This window comes from Streptomyces adelaidensis (genome assembly GCF_016598475.1).
Taxonomy (GTDB): domain Bacteria; phylum Actinomycetota; class Actinomycetes; order Streptomycetales; family Streptomycetaceae; genus Streptomyces; species Streptomyces adelaidensis.
The window spans coordinates 38,780-58,931 of record NZ_JAEMUX010000020.1 but is presented as its reverse complement, the minus strand read 5'-3'; the positions used below and the strand labels follow the sequence as shown (position 1 = coordinate 58,931).

The following is a 20,152-nucleotide window of genomic DNA, read 5'->3' as shown; positions in this document are numbered from 1 at the left end:
CGTCCCCCGGCCGTACCGCGCTCTCGTCGGCCGCCCGTGCGGCCGACGTGGCCGTCATCCGGAAGGAGGTGGTGACGTGGCCGTCATCCGGAGCGACGGCGCGCGAGGAACCACCACAGCGAGAGCGGTATCGCGCAGACGCACCAGCTCGCCACCACGTCGAGCGGCCAGTGGTAGCCCTGGCGCACCAGGCCGAAGCCGACGCCGATGTTCACCACGACCGCGAGGACGACGACGGTGCGGCGCGCGAGGGCGCCACGCAGCCAGGGCAGCAGAAGCAGAACGGCACCGCCGTACGCGATCGAGGCGGTCGCCGTGTGGCCGGAGGGGTAGAAACCCGTGCCCGGGCCCATGACCGGCGGCCCGGAGCGGGCGATGAGCTCCTTCAGCGGGACGACCCAGAGCGGTACGGCGGCCAGCAGGAGGACCGCGGTGGCGGCCGGCCGCCACCAGTGGTCCCTACCGGTGGCACGCGTACGCCGAGCGGCGTACAGCAGCACGAGGGCGAGGACCGGGACGGCGACCATGACGCCGCCGAGGTCGGCGAGGAACTGGGTGGGAGCGCCGCGGTGGACGAGGGAGTCGCTCAGGTGTTCGTCCGCGCGGGCGAGTGGGCCGTGTGCGACGACCTGCCAGGTGATCAGCGCGAAGAGGAGGGCCGGGAGGCCGAGAAGGAGAACGAGTGCGGCGCGAGGGCCGGAGAGGATGGTCGGCCGTCCTCGAACAGGGGGGGTGGTTCGAGGACGGCCGGCCGGATCGGTGTGCCGCACGCCCCGGGGGGTTTGGGGCGGGCGGCCATCCGATCGGTGAGGAGATCCGGAGCCGGAAGCTCCGGGTGTGTGCGCGAGGGCACGACCAGGGTGAAGCTGGGGAGGCCCCGACCCTGTGCCACCCACAGTCCCCTGTGGGCGAGGTGTATCTCTCATCTGCAACAGAACCTACGGCAGGGAGTGCGGTGACGACAGCCGGAATCGCGACCCGCCATGCACCTTGCACACCTTCTTCACGCCCTCTCACGCAGTTCCACAGGGAGCGGAATCCGGGGTCGGATTCCGCTTCCGGGAAGCGTGGGACGTCGGGGGCGGATGGGAGGTTCCGTATGCGTGCAGGGGACGGGGACGCGGGTCGGTTGCGCGTGAACAGGCTTCACGACTGGGGACCGCGACCGTTCACACGTGGGTGAACGCCTGCTCGATGATGTCGAGGCCCTCGGTCAGGAGGTCGTCGCCGATGACGAGCGGCGGCAGGAAGCGCAGCACATTGCCGTAGGTGCCACAGGTCAGGACCAGCAGGCCCTCCTGGTGGCAGGCCTTCGCCAGCGCGGCGGTCGCCTCCGGGTTCGGCTCCTTCGTCGTACGGTCCTTGACCAGCTCGATGGCGATCATGGCGCCGCGACCGCGGACGTCGCCGATGATGTCGAACTTCTCGGCCATGGCGGTGAGACGGGCCTTCATGACCGCCTCGATGCTCTTGGCCTTCGCGTTGAGGTCCAGCTCCTTCATCGTCTCGATCGAGCCGAGGGCGCCCGCGCAGGCGACGGGGTTGCCGCCGTAGGTGCCGCCCAGGCCACCGGAGTGGGCCGCGTCCATGATCTCGGCGCGCCCGGTGACGGCGGCGAGCGGCAGCCCGCCCGCGATGCCCTTCGCCGTCGTGATCAGATCGGGGACGATGCCCTCGTCCTCGCACGCGAACCACTGGCCGGTGCGGCAGAAGCCCGACTGGATCTCGTCGGCGACGAAGACGATGCCGTTGGCGGTGGCGAACTCGCTGATCGCGGGCAGGAAGCCCTTGGCCGGCTCGATGAAGCCGCCCTCGCCGAGCAGCGGCTCGATGATGATCGCGGCCACGTTCTCCGGACCGACCTGCTTGGTGATCTGGTCGATCGCCTGCGCGGCGGCCTCCGGGCCCGCGTTCTCAGGGCCGGTCGGCCAGCGGTAGCCGTACGCCACCGGCACGCGGTACACCTCCGGCGCGAACGGGCCGAAGCCGTGCTTGTACGGCATGTTCTTCGCGGTCAGCGCCATCGTGAGGTTGGTGCGGCCGTGGTAGCCGTGGTCGAACACGACGACGGCCTGCCGCCTGGTGTACGAGCGGGCGATCTTCACGGCGTTCTCGACGGCCTCGGCGCCGCTGTTGAACAGCGCGGACTTCTTGGCGTGGTCACCCGGGGTCAGCTCGGCGAGGGCCTCGGCGACCGCCACATAGCCCTCGTACGGCGTGACCATGAAACAGGTGTGCGTGAAGTCCTGGAGCTGGGCGGAGGCCCGGCGGACGACGGCCTCGGCGCTCGCGCCGACGCTCGTCACGGCGATCCCCGAGCCGAAGTCGATGAGCCGGTTGCCGTCGACGTCCTCGATGATGCCGCCGCCCGCGCGCGCGGTGAACACCGGCAGCACGGACCCCACCCCCGCCGCCACCGCGGCGATACGACGGGCCTGCAACTCCTGCGACTTCGGTCCGGGGATGGCGGTGACTACGCGGCGCTCCTGAGGAAGTGCGCTCATGTGGGGCTCCTGGGGTCTTACGGACGGGAATTGCCGATGGGTTTTGCGGGCGCTCGTCTCTATCTTTCTCGCAGGCTAGGACCGGGGAGGAGCCGTGGGCATGCTCCATGTGGGCGTTGTCGGCGGCTCCGCTTGTCCGTGGTGGACATGGCACGTTGCCGGAGGTGAATCGGGGGCGCGTGGGTCACGGACCGGCCGCTTCCCGGCCCACCCGGCCGTGTAAGCGGTGAACTCCCCTTGCGGGGGCGTTAGATTGGCTCGCTGATGGTGGACGGAACGGCTGGTCAGGGGGCAAGCGCGATGAACAGCGACGGAACGCGGGACGCGCGGGGCACACATGCGAATCCTGTGCCGCGTCCGGCGGGGTCGCCGGAGACACCCGCGGCACCTCCCATGCCTCCCATGCCCGCGGGGGCACCGGGAGTGCCTCCCAGGCCGGACGGGAACGCCTTCCTGGCCTGGCTGCGGGCGCCGCGACCCGACGCGGCGCCCGGCGTGTGGCGGTTCGGGCACCGGCCACGGCCCGAGGAGGAGCCCGAGATCGTTCCGGGCCGGCAGCTGCTCGGCGGCGCCCTGATCGCCTTCCTCGTCGGCTGGCTGATCTGGTCCCTGCTCTGGAACGGCTACCTCGGTGGCTGGTGGCTGGTGCCGCTCTACGCGATGATCCCCGACTCCTGGGCGCCGGCCCACTCGTACAGCGCCGTGGTCTTCACCTATGTCTGGTACACGGTCGTCGCCGTGGCCATCATGGTCGGTGTGGGACGGCTCGGCCGCTGGGGCGAGGTCTGGCGCCGGTACGGCGCCCCGCGCTTCCGGCAGCCGGAGGAGCGGCAGGTCGTACCGCCGCCCCAGGAGGACCCCGCCGAATGGCCCGAGCTGCGGGAGGCCGGGGCCGCCGAAGCCGCCGACCGGCTCGTCGCCGAAGGACGGGCCGGGCTGATGCGGGACGTCGACCACGCGCGCATCCTGCGGGCGTGGCAGGGCGTGCGCAGTGGCCACCACAGTCTGGCGACATTCACCGGGGCCGTACTGAAGGACGGCTCGGCCGCCTGTCTGCACCCCTCCGGGGACCGGGACCTGCCGGCCCGGCTCGCCCGCCACGACATGGTCACCGGGCAGGTCCGGCTCGGCGGCACGGTCGACGACCCGCGCAACCCGTACGCCTACCGGGGCACCGGCCTCGGCCTGGGCCCAGAACTGCTCGGCACCTCCCTGCTGGCCGTCGGGCCCGCCGGGTCCGGGAAGACCGGGGGCGTCGTGTGGCCCATCGCCGAGTCGCTGTGCCTGCACGCGCTGGCCGGGCGGGCCGCCGTGGTGGTCGTGGGCGCGGCGGGCGCCGGGCTCGGACCGGCCGACGCCTACGACGTCGTCGTACGCATCGGCAACCCGGAGTCCGTCTACGACCTCGACCTCTACGGCGGCACCACCGACCCCGACGAGGCCGCGGCCGTCCTGGCGGAGGCGCTCGTCGGGGACCTCGCCGACCCGCATCCCGGCGGCGACAGCCGGCGCTCCACCACCGTGCTCGCCCAGCTGCTCGGGCCGTTCCGGGCCGTGCACGGGCGTTTCCCGTCGGTGCCGCAGCTGCGTGGACTGCTGGACGGCGCGCCCGGCCCGCTGGGCGAGCTGCGCAAGGGCCTCCAGGACGCCGGGCAGGAGTCGCTGCTGCGGGAACTGGACGCGCGCGAGCGCCAGCTCGGGCACCCCGGGGACGTCGGGAGCGTGCTGGCCGACCGGGTCGCTCTCCTCGACCGCCCCGCCTTCGCCGGGTTCTTCGACACCTCCGGGCAGTCCCGGCCCTTCTCCCTCCGCGCCCTCGACCACCCCGTACGCGTCCGCATCGACCTCCCCGAACGCGGCCACGCCGACGCCTCGCGCATCCTGGCGCGGCTGGTGCTCGCCCAGTTCACCGCGAGCGTGGCGGTACGGGAGGACCGGTCGCTCTTCGCCTGCCTGGTGCTGGACGACGCCACCGGGATCGTCACCCCCGAAGCCGTACGCGGCATCCAGCGGCTGCGGTCCGCCAACGCCGGGACGGTCCTCACGCTCAGAACCCTCGACGACGTGCCCCGGCCCCTGCGCGGGCCGCTGCTCGGCGCGACCGGCTGCCGGATGGCGCTCTCCGGGCTCACGCCCTGGGACGGGCAGGACTTCGCCGAGGTGTGGGGCAAGGAGTGGATCGAGGCGCGGGACGTCACCGACCGGCAGATCATCGCCGACTCCCCGGCCGGGAAGGCCTGGCACGCCCTGCGCCGGGTGATCACCGGCCATGCGCCGACCGCCCGCGCCGTGACCGTGCGGCAGGTCGAGCGGGAACGCTGGTCCGCGTCCGAACTGGCCCACGGCGTGCCGCCGGGCCACGCGGTGCTGTCGCTGACGAACGTGCGGGGCGAGCACGCGCCGCCGTTGCTGGTGGATCTGCGGGGGTAAGCGGATGTGATGGGGGGTCCCGGCCGGGGGCGGGCGAACAGGTCGGTTTGAGCCATTCGGGGTGCGGCGGGCGGGTTTTGCGATCGTACGGTGAGGCAGAATCGGCACAGGTCGTTCATACGTCGCGGCCAAATGTGCACAGTGATCACAGGGATCACGGAGATCACACTGTTCCGACGCCGATCTGAAGGTCCCATGCCTCCCACGCTCGCCTCGCTCGTCCACCACTCCGCGCTCAAACTGACCGTACGGGCGGGCGAGGACCGCCTGGACGTGCCGGTGCGCTGGGCGCACGTCAGCGAACTCGCCGATCCCGTGCCGTACATGGAGGGCGGGGAGCTGCTGCTGATCACCGCGTTGAAACTGGACGCGGAGGATCCGGAGACGATGCGGCGCTATGTACGGCGGCTCGCGGAGGCCGGGGTCGTCGGGCTCGGCTTCGCCGTCGGCGTGAACTACGAGGACATCCCCAAGGCGCTCGTCGACGCGGCGGAGAGCGAGGGGTTGCCCCTCCTGGAAGTGCCCCGGCGCACGCCCTTCCTCGCCATCAGCAAGGCGGTGTCGGCCGCCATCGCCGCCGATCAGTACCGGGCGGTGACCGCCGGGTTCGCCGCACAGCGGGAACTCACCAGGCAGGCGATGACCGACGGCCCCGCGGGGCTGCTCACCGCGCTCGCCGCACAGCTCGACGGGTGGGCCGCCCTGTACGACGCCTCCGGCGCCGTCGTCGCGGTGGCGCCCGACTGGGCGGAGCGGCGGGCCGGGCGGCTCACCGCCGACGTCGAACGGCTGCGGGACCGGCCCCCGCCGGCCAGCGCGGTCGTGGGCGGTGAGGACCGCGTCGAACTGCACTCCCTCGGCAGCGGCCGCCGGGCCCGCGCCGCCCTCGCCGTCGGCACGGCCGCGGCCCTCGGCACCGCCGAGCGGTACGCCGTCCACTCCGCGATCGCCCTGCTGACGCTGACGACACAACGGTCGCGGTCGCTGTACGCCGCCGAGCAGCGGATCGGCGCGGCGGTGCTGCGCATGCTGCTGGCGGGGGAGCCCGACCATGCGCGGGCCGTCGCCGGTGCCCTGTACGGCGAGCTGCTGGACGCGCCTTTCCGGCTGATCCTCGCGGAGTCGGCGTCGGCCTCGGCGGCTCGGGCACGGGTGGATGCGGCTGAGGGTGCGGCTGGGGCTGAGCCCGGCGCTGAGGCCGGGGCTGCGGGGAGTGAGCGGATGACGGCTGCCGGGCTGGCCGCCGTCGATCCGGCCGGTGATCTGCTCGGGCAGCTCGCCGAGGTCCTGGAGGCGGCGGCCGCGCGGGCCGGGGAGGCCGTCCTCGTCGTTCCCGACGGGGAGCGGCTTGTCGTGCTCGCCGTGGACGGGGGTGCGGCGGTGGCCGCGTGCGGGGAGTTCGCGGTGGCGTTGGAGACGGCGCGGGCGGGGGCGGGGCGGGACTCCGTGTCCGTGTCCGCTTCCGCCTCTTCCTCTGCCTCTGCCTCCGTCGAGGAGGAGGAACTTGTCGCCGGGCTGTCCGCGCCCGCCGGGCCGATCGCCGCCGGTGCGGCGTACAAGCAGGCCGAGCAGGCGCTGTCCGTGGCTCGGCGGCGGGGGCGGTGCCTCGTCGAACACGAGGAGCTCGCGGCGGGGTCCGTCGTGCCTCTTCTCGGTGACGACGCGGTGCGGGCCTTCGCCGACAGCCTGCTCCGGCCGCTCCGTGAGCACGACGCGACCGGGCGGGGGGATCTTGTCGACTCCCTGCGGGCGTGGCTGTCGCGGCATGGGCAGTGGGACGCGGCTGCGGCGGACCTGGGGGTCCACCGGCATACGTTGCGGTATCGGATGCGGCGGGTCGAGGAGATCCTGGGGCGCTCGTTGGACGACGCGGACGCGCGGATGGAGCTGTGGCTGGCGCTGAAGACGACAGCTGCGGCAGGGGAGTAGGGGGTTTTCCTCGCCCCCGCCGCCCCTACCCGTCCCATCCCGTTCCTGGGGGCCGCGCCCCCGACCCCCGCTTTCGGCCTGAACGGCCTCGTCCTCAAATGCCGGACGGGCTGAAGATGCCGGCCACCCACCCCACCAATCCGGCACACCCCCCGCCCCCACTCGTACGCCCCGGACAAACGACCCCCCGCCGCCCCGGCCCTACCGTGGTGCCGGAAGCTGAAAGCCGAAGCTGAAGTGTCACCCACCGAAGGGCCGGGATCGACTATGACCGCCACCCACGCCTTCTGGCTCGCCGGCCGCCAGGCCACCGGTGAGACCACGTTCGATGTGACGTCACCCTGGGACGGCCGCACGGTCGGCAGGGTGAGCGTGCCGACGCAGGACCAGGTCGAAGAGGCCGTGGCCGCCGCGTACGCCGTACGGGACGAGTTCGCGGCGACGCCCGCGCATGTGCGGGCCGCCGCCCTGGACCACGTCAGCAGGCGCCTCGCCGAGCGGACCGAGGAGATCGCGCGGCTCATCTCCGCCGAGAACGGCAAGCCGGTCAAGTGGGCACGCGGCGAGGTCGGCCGGGCGGTGTCGGTGTTCCGGTTCGCGGCCGAGGAGGCCCGCCGGTTCAACGGCGGGGAGGCGCAGCGGCTCGACACGGACCTCGGCGGCCAGGGCCGGCTCGCGTTCACGCGCCGCTTCCCCAAGGGCGTGGTCCTCGGTATCGCGCCGTTCAACTTCCCGCTCAACCTCTGTGCCCACAAGATCGCCCCGGCGATCGCGGCGGGCGTGCCGATCATTCTGAAGCCCGCCCCGGCCACCCCGCTCTCCGGCCTGATCATCGGCGAACTCCTCGCGGAGGAGACCGGAGCCGGCGCCGCCCTGCCCGCCGGCTCCTGGAGCATCCTCCCCGTCGCCAACGACCGCATGCCCGCCCTCGTCCAGGACGAGCGGCTGCCGGTCATCTCCTTCACCGGGTCCGAGAAGGTCGGCTACGCGATCATGGACTCGGTGCCGCGCAAGCACTGCACGCTGGAGCTGGGCGGCAACGGCGCGGCCGTCGTCCTCGCCGACTACGCCTCCGACGAGGACCTCGACCGGGCCGCGACCCGTATCGCCACCTTCTCCAACTACCAGGGCGGCCAGTCCTGCATCTCCGTGCAGCGGGTGATCGCGGACGCGTCCGTGTACGAGCGGCTGCTGCCGCGCATCGTGGCCGCGGTCGAGGCGCAGGTCACCGGTGACCCGTCCGACGGTGCCACCGATGTCGGGCCGCTGGTCAGCGAGGACGCGGCCAAGCGGGTCGAGGCGTGGGTCGACGAGGCCGTCGGGGCGGGGGCCGCGCTCCTCACCGGCGGCAAGCGCGACGGCGCCTCGTACGCGCCGACCGTCCTCACCGACGTACCCGCCGATGTGACCCTCTCCTGCGAGGAGGCCTTCGGGCCCGTCCTCACCGTGACGAGGGTGACGGGGGAGGCCGAGGCCTTCGCCGCCGTCAACGACTCCAAGTACGGCCTCCAGGCGGGCGTCTTCACCCACGACCTGCAGACCGCCTTCCGCGCCCATCGCGCGCTGGAGGTCGGCGGCGTGGTCATCGGCGACGTGCCGTCCTACCGCGCCGACCAGATGCCGTACGGCGGTGTGAAGCAGTCCGGCGTCGGACGGGAGGGCGTCCGCTTCGCCATGGACGACTACACGTACGAGCGGGTGATGGTGCTGACGGGGCTCCAGCTCTGAGTGCCTCTGAGCAATCCCCGGCGACCTCTAGCTTGTGATAATCATTTTCATGTAGGCTGAGGTCGGATCCCGGGACGAAGAGGCCCGGCACCGATGCCTTCCGGTGCCGGGCCCCTTCTATGTGTCGGCCTGCTTCCGGCCCCTCAACCGGAGAAGCCGACGTGCGCCAGCCGCAGCGGGCCGCGCAGCTTGAGGTGGACGTCGTGGACGTCGGCCGCCGAGACGGCGGCGCGCAGGGTCGTGTACTCGTACGGGCCGGCTGTGGGCGTGGCGAGGGTCAGGGTCGCCAGGACCGGGCCGCCGATGAGGGAGAACTCGACGCTTCCCTCGCCCGCCGTCTCCACCGTCATCTCGGTGACACCCGCGCCGAAGTCGCAGTCGTGGAAGATGAGCTCGCCGGAGGCGGCCGAGTCGCCGGACTCGCCGCCCGTCGGCGTCACCGCGTCCCCCGCCACCTTCGTGCGGTCGACGATCTCCGTGCCGCGCTGCTCGTCGAAGTCCGCCGCGTTCAGACCGTGGGTGAGGACCGGGCGCGGGGCGATCGGCTCACCCACGATGTCGACGGTCGTCCGGAGGCGGATGTCCTCGCTCGACGCGCCGATCAGCAGCTCGTACGCGCCCGGCTCCAGATGCCACGTGCCGTGCGCCACGTCCCAGAACTCCAGGGCGGCCAGCGGGAGCCGGAAGGCCAGCTCCGTCGAGGCGCCCGGGGCGAGGGTGACGCGGCGGTGGCCGGCCAGCTCGCGGCGCGGGCGCGGCACCGACGGGTCCTCGGCCCGGACGTAGAGCTGGGCCACCTCGTCCGCCGTCACCCCGCCCGTGTTGGTGACCGTGCAGGAGAGCGTCACCTCGCTCTCGCCCACCCGGACGGCGAGGTTTCCGTACGCGAACTCCGCGTACGACAGACCGTGGCCGAAGGGGAACAGCGGGGTGCCCTCGAAGTAGAGATACGTCTGGCGGGCGCCGATCACGTCGTAGTCGAGGAGGCCTGGGAGGTCCGCGTCGGCGGCGTACCAGGTCTGCGGGAGGCGGCCCGCGGGGGAGACGTCGCCGGTGAGGACGCGGGCCAGGGCGGTGCCCGCGGCCTGGCCGCCGTGCGCGGTCCACAGGGCGGCGGGCAGTTCGGCGGGGTCGACCGCGTACGGATAGGCCGAGACCAGGACCAGGACGGTGTTCGGGTTGGCGGCGCGGGCCGCGCGCAGCAGGCGCTCCTGGTGGGCGGGGAGGGCGAGGGTCGCGCGGTCCTCGGTCTCGCGGCCGTTGATGTGCGGGTCGTTGCCCGCGACCACGACGACCACGTCGGCCTCGGCGGCCACCCTGGTCACTGCCTCCTCGCCCGGCTGGGTGACGATGAGTTCGAAGACTTCCCGGTTCGCGTCGTTCTCGTCGGCAACCTTTACGCCGTCGGCGCCGACAGTGACGTACCGGCCTGTCCCTGTGTGTTTGAGGAGGTGACCGTTCCCATGGGATTCGGAGGGCTCCAGGCGGAAGGTCTCCTGGACGACCCAGCCGCCCGGCTGGTCGGCCGACGCGCGCAGATACCCGTCGTCGGCGACCGAGACGTAACGGCCGTCCGGCGAGCGGAAGGTGAGCACGCCCTCGCCCCAGTCGATGAGGGCCAGCTCGGTGCCGCCGGTGTCCGTGGTGAGCGGCGGCAGATCCGTCCGGCCGGCCAGGAGCGCCGGGTCGAGGGCGCCCTCGGCGCCGCGCACCTCGTCGGCGGCGTCGGCCGCCTCGGGGACGGACACGTACGCGCCGGTGGACAGCGCCCTCAGGCGTACGCGGTCCACCCCCTCCGCGAACGTCACGTGCTCGGCGCCGCAGCGGTCGTACAGGCCTTCGAGCGGGGTCGAGCGGTGGATGAGGGTGCCGCTGTACCAGTCGAGCTTGCACTCGTCGGCGAGAAGGCCGACGACGGCGATGCGGGCGTCCCCGGCGAGCGGCAGCAGGCCGCCCTCGTTCTTCAGCAGGACGACCGCCTGTTCGGCGGCCTCCTGGGCGAGGGCGCGGTGCGCCGGGGTGTCGAACTCCTTGGTGTCCGCGTACGGGTCGGACTCCGGGTCGAACTCGCCGAGGCGGAAACGGACCGAGAGCTGGCGACGGACCGCCTCGTCGATGTCGTCCGCGGTCAGCAGACCCTGGACCAAGGCGCCCTGGATTCGTCCGATCATCGTCGAACTCTCCGTGCCGTGGTCGGTGAAGCTGTCGACGCCGGCCCGCAGCGAGGCGGCGGTCGCCTCCTCGTGGGTGTCGAAGTAGTGCTCGGAGTCGACCAGGTTCGACGGCGCGCCCGCGTCGGAGCAGACCAGCAGATGCTCGTCGGTCCAGGTGCGCAGGTGCTCGGCCAGATAGGGCGAGACATGGTTGGGGCGGCCGTTGACCAGGTTGTACGCGGGCATCACCCCGGCCACCGCGCCCGCCTCGACCGTCTCGCGGAAGGCGCGCAGGTCGTACTCGTGCAGGACGCGGGGGCGGACGGACGAGGACGTGATGTCGCGGCCCGTCTCGTTGTTGTGGGACAGCCAGTGCTTGAGCACGGGGGCGGTGCGCCAGTACGTGGGGTGGTCGCCGCGCAGGCCACGGGTGTACGCGGTCGCGATCGCCGAGGTCAGTTTCGGGTCCTCGGAGTAGCCCTCCTCGTTGCGGCCCCACAGGGGGTGGCGCAGCAGGTTCACCGTGGGGGCCCAGACGTTGAGGCCGACACGGTCGTCGCGGGCGCGCATCACGCGGGTCTCGGCGGAGACGGCCTCGCCGACGCGGCGTACGAGATCCTCGTTCCAGGTCGCGCCGAGGCCGACGGCCTGCGGGAACACCGTCGCGGGGCCCATCCAGGCCACTCCGTGCAGGGCCTCCTGGCCGGTACGGAAGGCGGCCACCCCGAGGCGCTCGACGGCGGGCGCGAACTGGTGCAGGAACGCGATCCTCTCGTCCAGGGTGAGCCGCTGGAGCAGATCGTCGATGCGCTTCGCGAGCGGCAGCTGCGGATCGCGGAAAGGCGGCGTGGGCGGCGTCTGTGCGGTCACGTGGGGTTCCCTTTGCGGTGGAGCGGCGAGGCGCTTTCGAAGCGCTTCGATGCTGATTCGACCCTGGGGTGGGTGTCAAGAGACCAAGGTGCAACAGATCCGTTTCCGCACCGTCATATCGGCCGCCATGACAGGGGTCGGAAGTGGTCGTTCCAGTCCTTCATACCTCCGAGGAATCTGGGAATCGACCCTTGTGCACCCCGGGTCGTTCACTTAACCTCGCAGCAACATCGAAGCGCTTCGACTGCGGAGGGAACGCTTCGCGTGCTCACATCCCTCCGATGTTCATCAGTTCCATCGCTTCAAGCACAGCCAGTTCCACTCAAGACACCGCAGCCGACGGCCACCGCCGGGTGTCCTGGTGTGCGCCATGAAGGGTTGACGCAATGACGCCGAACTCCGCCACCTCCGCCGCGCCCAGCCGGAGAAGCTTCCTCGCCTCCACGGCGGTCGCCGCCGCCGTAGTGGCGGGGGGTGTGCCGCTGCTGTCCGCCTGCGGCGGCTCACAGGAGGGCCGCAAGGAGGGCACGACTTCGGGGAAGGACGCGCAGAAGCTGCTTCCGACGTTTGTCGCGTCGAACGTCGTCGCACCCGACCTGCCGGCGAAGAACGGCGCGCCGGCCGGTTTCACCAAGGCGATCGCCACGGCAGACCTGAAGACCTCGGTGCCGAAGAAGCTCGGCAGCGGCGGCAAGCTGAAGGTCATGTCCCCGTTCTGGGGCACCCCGCCGAAGGGCGACAACCCGTACTACACGGCCATGAACGAGGCCGTCGGCGTCGAGGTCACCTGGCAGAACCAGGACGGTGTCACCTACGACCAGAAGCTCGGCGCGGTCCTCGCCTCCAGCGACATCCCCGACGTCGTGGTCGTGCCCGGCTGGAACCTGATGGGCAAGATACCCAGCGCCATCAACGCCAAGTTCGCGGACCTCGGCCCGTATCTCTCCGGCGACAAGGTCAAGGACTACCCGAACCTGGCCGCCGTCCCCACCGAGGCCTGGCAGCGCGGCATCTTCGGCGGCCAGCTGCGCGCGGTACCGATGCCCGGCTCGTACGTCACGGACATCGCGCCCATGTACCGCAAGGACCTCTTCGAGAAGAAGGGCTACAGCGTTCCGACCAGCCCCGACGAGTTCCTGTCCTGGGCGAAGGAGGCCACCGACGCCAAGTCGAAGGTCTGGGCCTGCGACGACATGAAGTGGACGGCCTTCAACATCTTCAGTGTCTTCCCCGGCAGCGACAAGGCGCTGTGGTGGAACCTGGTCGACGGCAAGCTGGTCAACCGCATCGAGACCGAGGAGTACCTCGAAGCGCTGGAGTGGGTGCGCAAGCTCTACGCGGCCGACGTGGTCCACCCGGACGCGGTCTCCGGCAAGGCGGGCGGCGACTCCAGGAACCGGTTCACGGCGGGTCAGTCCCTCGTCTTCAACGGGAACATCTCCGCCTGGTGGGGCTCGGTCACCGAACAGCGCGCCCAGAAGCCGGACTTCGACATGGCCGCGTTCGACATCTTCGGCCCCGACGGCGGCGACCCGAGCCTGTGGGCGGTCCAGCCCGCCAACATCTTCACCTTCATCAGCAAGAAGGCGACCGCGCAGCAGATCAAGGACTTCCTCGCGCTCTGCAACTACTGCGCCGCCCCGTACGGCACCAAGGAGTTCATGCTCACCGCGTACGGCGTCGAGGGCACGGACTACGACGTGAAGAAGGGCCTGCCGGTCAAGACGACCCAGGGCGTCAACGAGGTCAACGGCGCCTACGACTACACCGGCAACCCCGCCCCGTACACCGCCTACCCCGACCTGCCCGACGTCACCAAGGGCATGGTCGAGTGGATGCAGCGGATGGGCGCCTTCACCAAGAAGACCTCCTTCTTCGGGCTGACCATCACCGAGCCCAACCGCTGGTCCAACCTCGCCGACAACTTCGAGCAGCTGGAGGACGACGTCGTGCGCGGGCGCAAGAAGGTCAGTGACGTCCAGCAGGCGGTGTCCGACTGGAAGAGCAAGGGCGGCGACGGCCTGCGCGACTGGTACAAGAAGCTGCTCGACGACAACGGCTCGGCGAACTGACCCGGGACCTGAGGCAAGGAGACTGCCGTGTCCCACAGCACGGTGCCTCGGCCAAGGGCCGAGGCGAAGACCCCCGCGAGTGCTCCGGAGGCGTCCGAGGGCGCCCCCGGGGACAGGGCTCCGGGCGGCAGGCGCTCGGGGAAGCTGAGCCTCCGCCTCAGATTGCGGCGCGACCGCACCCTGCTGCTGATGGTGCTGCCGGCGGTGCTGCTGATCCTGGTCTTCAACTACATACCGATCCTCGGCAATGTGGTCGCCTTCCAGGACTACGACCCGTACCTCAGTGAGAACGGCGTCGTCGCCATCTTCCAGAGCCCCTGGGTCGGCTTCGAGCAGTTCGAGCGGATCTTCGCGGACTCGGCCTTCTGGCACGCGGTGCAGAACACGTTCGTGCTGTTCTTCCTGCAGCTGATCCTGTTCTTCCCGATCCCGATCCTGCTCGCGCTCCTCATCAACAGCGTGGTCAGGCCCCGGGTCCGGGCGATCGCCCAGGCGGTCATGTATCTGCCGCACTTCTTCTCCTGGGTCCTCGTCGTCACCGTCTTCATGCAGATCTTCGGCGGCGCGGGTGTCATCGCGCAGACCCTCCGCCAGCACGGCGTCGAGGGCTTCGACCTGATGACGAACCCGGAGACGTTCAAGTACCTGGTCACCGCCGAGATGATCTGGAAGGACGCGGGCTGGGGCATCATCGTCTTCCTCGCCGCGCTCTCCTCCGTCTCGGGCGACCTGTACGAGGCCGCCGCCATGGACGGCGCGGGCCGCTGGCGGCGTATGTGGCACATCACCCTGCCCGCCCTGCGTCCGGTGATCGCCCTCCTCCTGGTCCTGCGCGTCGGCGACGCCCTCACCGTGGGCTTCGAACAACTGCTGCTGCAACGGCAGGCGGTGGGCGTCGACGCCTCCGACGTCCTGGACACCTATGTGTGGTGGAACGGCATCCGCAACCAGGACTTCGGTTACGCCGCCGCCGCGGGCCTCATCAAGGGGGTCGTCGGCCTGGCACTGGTGCTGACCGCCAACAAGGTCGCCCATCTCATGGGTGAGCAGGGGGTGTACAAGAAATGACCGCCGTCCTCGACACACCGGCCGACGAGAAGCCGGCCGCGAAGCAGCCGAGCCGCTGGGCGGCGCCACCCCGCCAGGCCTGGGAGGAGGAACCCTCCAAGGTCTCAGTGGCGGGCAAGGGCCTCGTCCTGGGCATCGCGTGCTTCGCGATCCTCTTCCCGCTGTGGATCATCATCGTCACCAGCCTCCAGTCGAAGCAGACCATCGACGAGGCCGGCGGCCTGGTGATGATCCCCAAGGGCATCACCTTCATCGCCTACCAGGAACTCCTCAGCGGCGGCCAGGTCCAGCGGGCCGCGCTCGTCAGTGTCGGCGTCACACTCGTCGGCACGCTGTTCAGCATGACCGTCTCGGTCCTGTGCGCCTACGGCCTCTCCCGCGTGGGCTCGCTCGCCCACCGCTGGATCCTGATGACGCTGCTCGCCACGATGTTCTTCGGCGCCGGTCTCATCCCGACCTATCTGCTGGTGCAGTCCCTCGGCCTGATGGACACCTACCTGGCGCTGATCCTCCCCAGCGCCGTGAGCGTCTTCAACATCCTGGTCCTGCGCTCGTTCTTCATGGGCATCTCGCCGGAACTCATCGACAGCGCCCGCATCGACGGCGCCGGCGACTGGCGCATCCTGTGGAAGATCGTGATGCCGCTCTCCCGCGCGGTCCTCGCCGTCATCGCCCTCTTCTACGCGGTCGGCTACTGGAGCGCCTGGTTCAACGCGTCCATCTATCTCACCGACCAGGACATGATGCCGTTGCAGAACGTCATGATCCAGCTCGTGCAGAAACAGGAACGCCCGGTCGGCCTCTCCGCCCAGATCAACACCGGTCAGCTCTCCCCGATCGCCATCCAGATGGCCGTCATGGTGATGGCCCTCCTCCCGGTCGCCGTCCTCTCCCCCTTCGTCCAGAAGCACTTCAAGAAGGGGATGCTCACGGGCGCGGTCAAGGGCTGACCGGGGCGCCTGAGCTCGGGGGCTCGCGTTGGTCGGCGGGTGCGGGTCGTGTGTGGTTGCTCGCGCAGTTCCCCGCGCCCCTTGAAAGCCCCGAGCGCGCCCCGTGCCCTCAAGGGGCGCGGGGAACTGCGCGACCAGCCACGAACCACCCGCAGCCGCCGACGCACCCGAGCCGACCGAGCCCCCAGGCGCCCGAACACACCCCTCCCGCACGCACAAACGAGGTATGTCATGCTCACGCCCCAGCCGAGCCGCCGCTCCATACTCGCCGGAACCGCAGCCGCCGCCACCTTCACGGCAGTGCCCTCGCTGGGAACCCCGGCCCACGCGGCAGAACCCCAGGCCGCCAAGGCCGCCGCAGGCTACCGCTGGCGCAACGCGGTGATCGGCGGCACCGGCTTCATCACCGGCGTCCTCTTCCACCCAGCCGTACGCGGCCTCGCCTACGCCCGCACCGACATCGGCGGCGCCTACCGCTGGGACGACCGCGAGGCCCGCTGGACCCCCCTGACCGACCACCTCGGCTGGGACGACTGGAACCTCCTCGGCGCGGAGGCCATCGCCGTCGACCCCGCCCACCCGAACCGCCTCTATCTCGCCCTCGGCACCTATGCCCAGTCCTGGGCCGGCGACGGCGCGATCCTCCGCTCGGACGACCGCGGCGACACCTGGACCCGCAGCGACCTCAGCGTGAAGCTCGGCGCCAACGAGGACGGCCGGGGCGCGGGCGAGCGACTCCTCGTCGACCCGCGCGACAGCGACACCCTGTGGCTGGGCACGAGACACGACGGCCTGCTGAAGTCGACGGACCGGGGCGCCACCTGGGCGTCGGCGACCGGCTTCCCGGGCAAGGCCACCGCGTCCGGCCAGGGCGTCACCCTGCTCGTGGCCGCCGGCCGCACCCTCTACGCCGGCTGGGGCGACGGCGACGGCACCGCCGCGTCCCCGAACCTCTGCCGGACCACCGACGGCACCACCTGGGAGGCCGTCCCCGGACAGCCCACCGGCACCTCCGCCAAGGTCCCGATCCGCGCCGCGTACGACAAGCACACCCGCGAGCTGTACGTGACGTACGCCAACGCGGTCGGTCCCAACGGCCAGTCCGACGGCAGCGTGCACAAGCTCCGTACCACCGGCGGCAAGTGGACCGACGTGACCCCCGTGAAGCCGGGCGGCACGACCACCGACGGCTCCGCCGACGCCTTCGGCTACGGCGGGGTCGCCGTCGACGCCTGCCGCCCGGGCACCCTCGTCGTCTCCACCAACAACCGCTGGGCCGACATCGACACCGTGTACCGCTCCACCGACGGCGGCCGTACCTGGACGTCCCTCAAGGACTCCGCCGTGTTCGACGTATCCGAGACTCCTTACCTCAAGTGGGGTGCCGACAAGCCGAAGTTCGGCTGGTGGATCCAGGCACTGGCGCTCGACCCGTACGACTCGAAGCACCTCGTGTACGGCACCGGCGCGACCCTCTACGGCACCCGGGACCTGAAGCACTGGGCGCCGCGGGTCCGGGGCCTGGAGGAGGCGTCCGTGGTGCAGCTGGTGTCGCCCCCGGTCGGGGAGGCGCACCTGCTCAGCGGCTCGCGGGACATCGGCACGATGTACCACGAGCGGCTCACGGCGTCTCCGTCGCGCGGCATGGCGTCGAACCCCGTGTTCGGGTCGGCGACGGGACTCGCGCAGGCCTCGGCGAAGCCGTCGTACGTGGTTCGCACCGGCTGGGGCGACAACGGCAACGGCGCCTACTCGAACGACGGCGGACGGACCTGGGCGCCCTTCGAGGCCCAGCCCGACATCGCCAAGAACGCACCGGGGCCGATCGCCGCCAACGCCGACGGCAGCGCGCTGCTGTGGTCCTTCGTGCACTGGGACGGCACGAAGTACGCGGCCCACCGCTCCGCCGACAACGGCGCGACCTGGTCCGAGATCTCCTCCTTCCCGAAGGGCGCCACGCCGGTCGCCGACCCGGCCGACCCGACGCTCTTCTACGCGTACGACACCGACACAGGAACGCTGTACGCCAGCACTGACAGTGGCCGTTCGTTCACGGTGCGTGCGGCCGGGCTGCCCTCCGGTGACAGTCAGTTCAAACTGGTCGCGGCCCCGGGACGTACCGGCGACCTGTGGTTGAGCACGAAGGGGAACGGGCTGTACCGCTCCACCGACGGCGGGGCCACCTTCTCGAAGATCGACAGCTGCTGGGCCTCGCACACCCTCGGCTTCGGCAAGGCCGCCGCCGGCGCCGACTACCCGGCGATCTACCAGGTCGGCTCGACCGAGGCGATCACCGCCGTCTACCGCTCCGACGACGGCGCGAAGACCTGGACCCGCATCAACGACGACGCCCACCAGTGGGGCTGGACCGGCGAGGTCGTCATCGGCGACCCGCGCGTGTACGGCCGGGTGTACCTGGCGACGAACGGGCGCGGCATCCAGTACGGGGAGCCCGCCTGATGACACGGGAACGCACGGGACCCACCCTCGCCGACGCCACGCGCGGCCGGGTCCTCTTCGGCGGCGACTACAACCCCGAGCAGTGGCCCGAGGAGGTGTGGCACGAGGACGTCCGCCTCATGCAGGCGGCCGGCGTCAACTCCGTCACTCTCGGCGTCTTCTCCTGGGCGAAGCTCGAACCCAGCCCGGGAGCAAGGGAGTTCGGCTGGCTGGACCGGCTGATGGACCTGATGCACGACCACGGCATCGGCGTGGTCCTGGCCACCCCCACCTCCTCCCCGCCGCCGTGGATGGGCCGACTGCACCCCGAGACCCTGCCGCGCGACGAGAACGGGCAGATCGAGTGGTGGGGCTCCCGCCAGCACTTCTCGCACTCCAGCGACACCTACCGCCGCTACGCCGCCGCCATCACCGAGGACCTCGCCGCCCGCTACGGCGGCCATCCGGCCCTCACGATGTGGCACATCAACAACGAGTACTGCACGTTCGACTGGGGCGACGAGGCGGCCACCACCTTCCGCGACTGGCTCCGGCGGAAGTACGGCACGCTCGACGCCCTCAACGAGGCCTGGGGCACCGCTTTCTGGGGCCAGGGACACGGCGACTGGGACGAGGTCCTGCCGCCGCGCCGCGCGCATTACATGAAGAACCCCACGCACGTGCTGGACTTCAGACGCTTCACCAGCGACATGCTCCTGGAGTGCTACGTCATCGAGCGCGACATCGTCCGCCGGCACACCCCGCACATCCCGGTCACCACCAACTTCATGCCGATGTGGGTGGGCCAGGACGCCTGGCGGTGGGCCGAGGAGGAGGACGTCGTCTCGGTCGACCTCTACCCGGACCCGCGCGACCCGCTCGGCGCCCAGAGCGGCGCGCTGGTGCAGGACATGACCCGCTCCCAGGCGGGCGGCGGCCCCTGGATGCTCATGGAGCAGGCCGCCGGACCCGTCAACTGGCGCGGCGTCAACCACCCCAAACCCCGCGGCCTCAACCGCCTGTGGTCCCTCCAGGCCGTCGCCCGAGGCGCGGACGCCGTCTGCTACTTCCAGTGGCGGCAGTCCCGGCAGGGCGCGGAGAAGTTCCACTCCGGCATGATCGGCCACGCGGGCGAGCAGGGGCGCACGTATCAGGAGGTCAAGCGGCTGGGCGCCGAACTCGCCGCCATCGGCGGTCAGGTGGCGGGCCATCGCATCGGCGCCGATGTCGCGGTGCTGTTCGACTGGCACTCCTGGTGGGCCGGTGCCCAGGACGGCCGGCTCTCGTCCGAGGTCGACCACCCGCAGGTCGTACGGTCCTGGCACCGCGCCCTCTGGGAGGCGCACCTCACCACCGCCTTCGCCCACCCCGAGCACGACCTGTCCCCGTACAGGCTCGTCGTCGTACCGCAGCTATACCTGCTGACGGACGCGGCGATCGAGAACCTCCTCGCGTACGTACGGGGAGGCGGCACCCTCGTCAGCGGCTTCCTGACCGGCATCGCCGACGAGGACGACCGCGTACGCCCCGGCGGCATGGACGCCAGGCTCCGCGAACTCTTCGGCATCCGCACCCTGCACGAGTGGTGGCCGCTGGACGCGGGGGAGGACGTCGAGTGCGACGGCTTCCGGGGGACGTTGTGGTCCGAGGAGATCGAGGCGGCGGCCGACGCGGACGAGATCGTCCCGTACAAGGGCGGTGAACTCGACGGTCTCCCGGCGGTGTTGCGCAAGGGACGTGCCTGGTACGTCTCCACGCTCCCCGAACCCGCGGAGCTGCGCGGGCTGTTGACACGGGCGGCGGCCGACGCGGGGGTGCGGCCGGTGCTCGAAGGACTGCCCGACGGGGTCGAGGCGGTACGGCGGGGCGAGCTGCTCTTCGTGCTCAACCATGGCCGGGACGAGGTCACCGTCGTCGTACCGGGCACCCACCGCGACCTGCTGACGGGCGCCGAAGTCACCGATTCGCTGATCCTCGGCCGGTACGGCGTGGCGGTGCTCCAATCATGA

11 protein-coding genes are annotated in these 20,152 nt (G+C 71.2%); 8 read left to right on the top strand and 3 right to left on the bottom strand.

Going from position 1 to position 20,152, the window contains the following annotated elements; all coding sequences use genetic code 11:
* Positions 1-83: 83 nt before the first annotated feature.
* Positions 84-770: a phosphatase PAP2 family protein gene (locus I8N67_RS14320; protein WP_307835239.1), complete on the bottom strand. Its 687-nt coding sequence runs from the start codon at positions 768-770 to the stop codon at positions 84-86.
* Between the two features lie 399 nt (positions 771-1,169).
* The gene (gene gabT / locus I8N67_RS14315; RefSeq protein ID WP_200303452.1) at positions 1,170-2,504 is read right to left on the bottom strand and encodes a 4-aminobutyrate--2-oxoglutarate transaminase; all 1,335 of its coding nucleotides are present in this window, start codon (positions 2,502-2,504) and stop codon (positions 1,170-1,172) included.
* 300 nt (positions 2,505-2,804) lie between these two features.
* Between gabT and I8N67_RS14310 the strand changes: the two genes are divergently transcribed.
* The 3 genes from I8N67_RS14310 to I8N67_RS14300 all read left to right on the top strand — a co-directional run bounded on the left by I8N67_RS14310 (position 2,805) and on the right by I8N67_RS14300 (position 8,591).
* The gene (locus I8N67_RS14310) at positions 2,805-4,934 is read left to right on the top strand and encodes an ATP-binding protein (RefSeq protein ID WP_200303451.1); all 2,130 of its coding nucleotides are present in this window, start codon (positions 2,805-2,807) and stop codon (positions 4,932-4,934) included.
* 195 nt (positions 4,935-5,129) lie between these two features.
* Entirely contained in the window at positions 5,130-6,863 is a 1,734-nt protein-coding gene (locus I8N67_RS14305) for a PucR family transcriptional regulator (protein WP_200303450.1), read from the top strand.
* A 267-nt stretch (positions 6,864-7,130) separates the two neighbouring features.
* Positions 7,131-8,591 carry an aldehyde dehydrogenase family protein gene (locus I8N67_RS14300; RefSeq protein WP_200303449.1) on the top strand — a complete coding sequence of 487 codons (1,461 nt, stop codon included), beginning with the start codon at positions 7,131-7,133 and terminating at the stop codon, positions 8,589-8,591.
* 143 nt (positions 8,592-8,734) lie between these two features.
* On the opposite strand, the gene I8N67_RS14295 is transcribed toward I8N67_RS14300, so the two are convergent.
* Positions 8,735-11,614 (bottom strand): beta-glucosidase family protein, encoded by a 2,880-nt coding sequence (locus I8N67_RS14295; protein ID WP_200303448.1) that lies wholly within the window; start codon positions 11,612-11,614, stop codon positions 8,735-8,737.
* A 386-nt stretch (positions 11,615-12,000) separates the two neighbouring features.
* Between I8N67_RS14295 and I8N67_RS14290 the strand changes: the two genes are divergently transcribed.
* From I8N67_RS14290 to I8N67_RS14270, 5 genes are all read left to right on the top strand, one after another.
* Entirely contained in the window at positions 12,001-13,686 is a 1,686-nt protein-coding gene (locus I8N67_RS14290; RefSeq protein WP_200303447.1) for an extracellular solute-binding protein, read from the top strand.
* A 27-nt stretch (positions 13,687-13,713) separates the two neighbouring features.
* Positions 13,714-14,754, top strand: coding sequence for an ABC transporter permease (locus tag I8N67_RS14285; protein ID WP_200303446.1), 1,041 nt, complete (start codon positions 13,714-13,716; stop codon positions 14,752-14,754).
* Positions 14,751-15,704 (top strand): carbohydrate ABC transporter permease, encoded by a 954-nt coding sequence (locus I8N67_RS14280; protein ID WP_200303445.1) that lies wholly within the window; start codon positions 14,751-14,753, stop codon positions 15,702-15,704. Before I8N67_RS14285 ends, I8N67_RS14280 begins: the two co-directional genes overlap by 4 nt.
* 231 nt (positions 15,705-15,935) lie before the next feature.
* Positions 15,936-18,164 (top strand): sialidase family protein, encoded by a 2,229-nt coding sequence (locus I8N67_RS14275; protein ID WP_200303444.1) that lies wholly within the window; start codon positions 15,936-15,938, stop codon positions 18,162-18,164.
* On the top strand, positions 18,164-20,152 hold the full coding sequence (locus I8N67_RS14270; protein ID WP_200303443.1) for a beta-galactosidase: 1,989 nt from the start codon (positions 18,164-18,166) through the stop codon (positions 20,150-20,152). Before I8N67_RS14275 ends, I8N67_RS14270 begins: the two co-directional genes overlap by 1 nt.

What these genes read in the sequence shown, in the direction of transcription:
- gabT (WP_200303452.1), bottom strand. Translation starts at nt 2,504, where the DNA reads ATGAGCGCACTTCCTCAGGAGCGCCGCGTAGTCACCGCCATCCCCGGA.
- I8N67_RS14310 (WP_200303451.1), top strand. Translation starts at nt 2,805, where the DNA reads ATGAACAGCGACGGAACGCGGGACGCGCGGGGCACACATGCGAATCCT.
- I8N67_RS14305 (WP_200303450.1), top strand. Translation starts at nt 5,130, where the DNA reads ATGCCTCCCACGCTCGCCTCGCTCGTCCACCACTCCGCGCTCAAACTG.
- I8N67_RS14300 (WP_200303449.1), top strand. Translation starts at nt 7,131, where the DNA reads ATGACCGCCACCCACGCCTTCTGGCTCGCCGGCCGCCAGGCCACCGGT.
- I8N67_RS14290 (WP_200303447.1), top strand. Translation starts at nt 12,001, where the DNA reads ATGACGCCGAACTCCGCCACCTCCGCCGCGCCCAGCCGGAGAAGCTTC.
- I8N67_RS14280 (WP_200303445.1), top strand. Translation starts at nt 14,751, where the DNA reads ATGACCGCCGTCCTCGACACACCGGCCGACGAGAAGCCGGCCGCGAAG.
- I8N67_RS14275 (WP_200303444.1), top strand. Translation starts at nt 15,936, where the DNA reads ATGCTCACGCCCCAGCCGAGCCGCCGCTCCATACTCGCCGGAACCGCA.
- I8N67_RS14270 (WP_200303443.1), top strand. Translation starts at nt 18,164, where the DNA reads ATGACACGGGAACGCACGGGACCCACCCTCGCCGACGCCACGCGCGGC.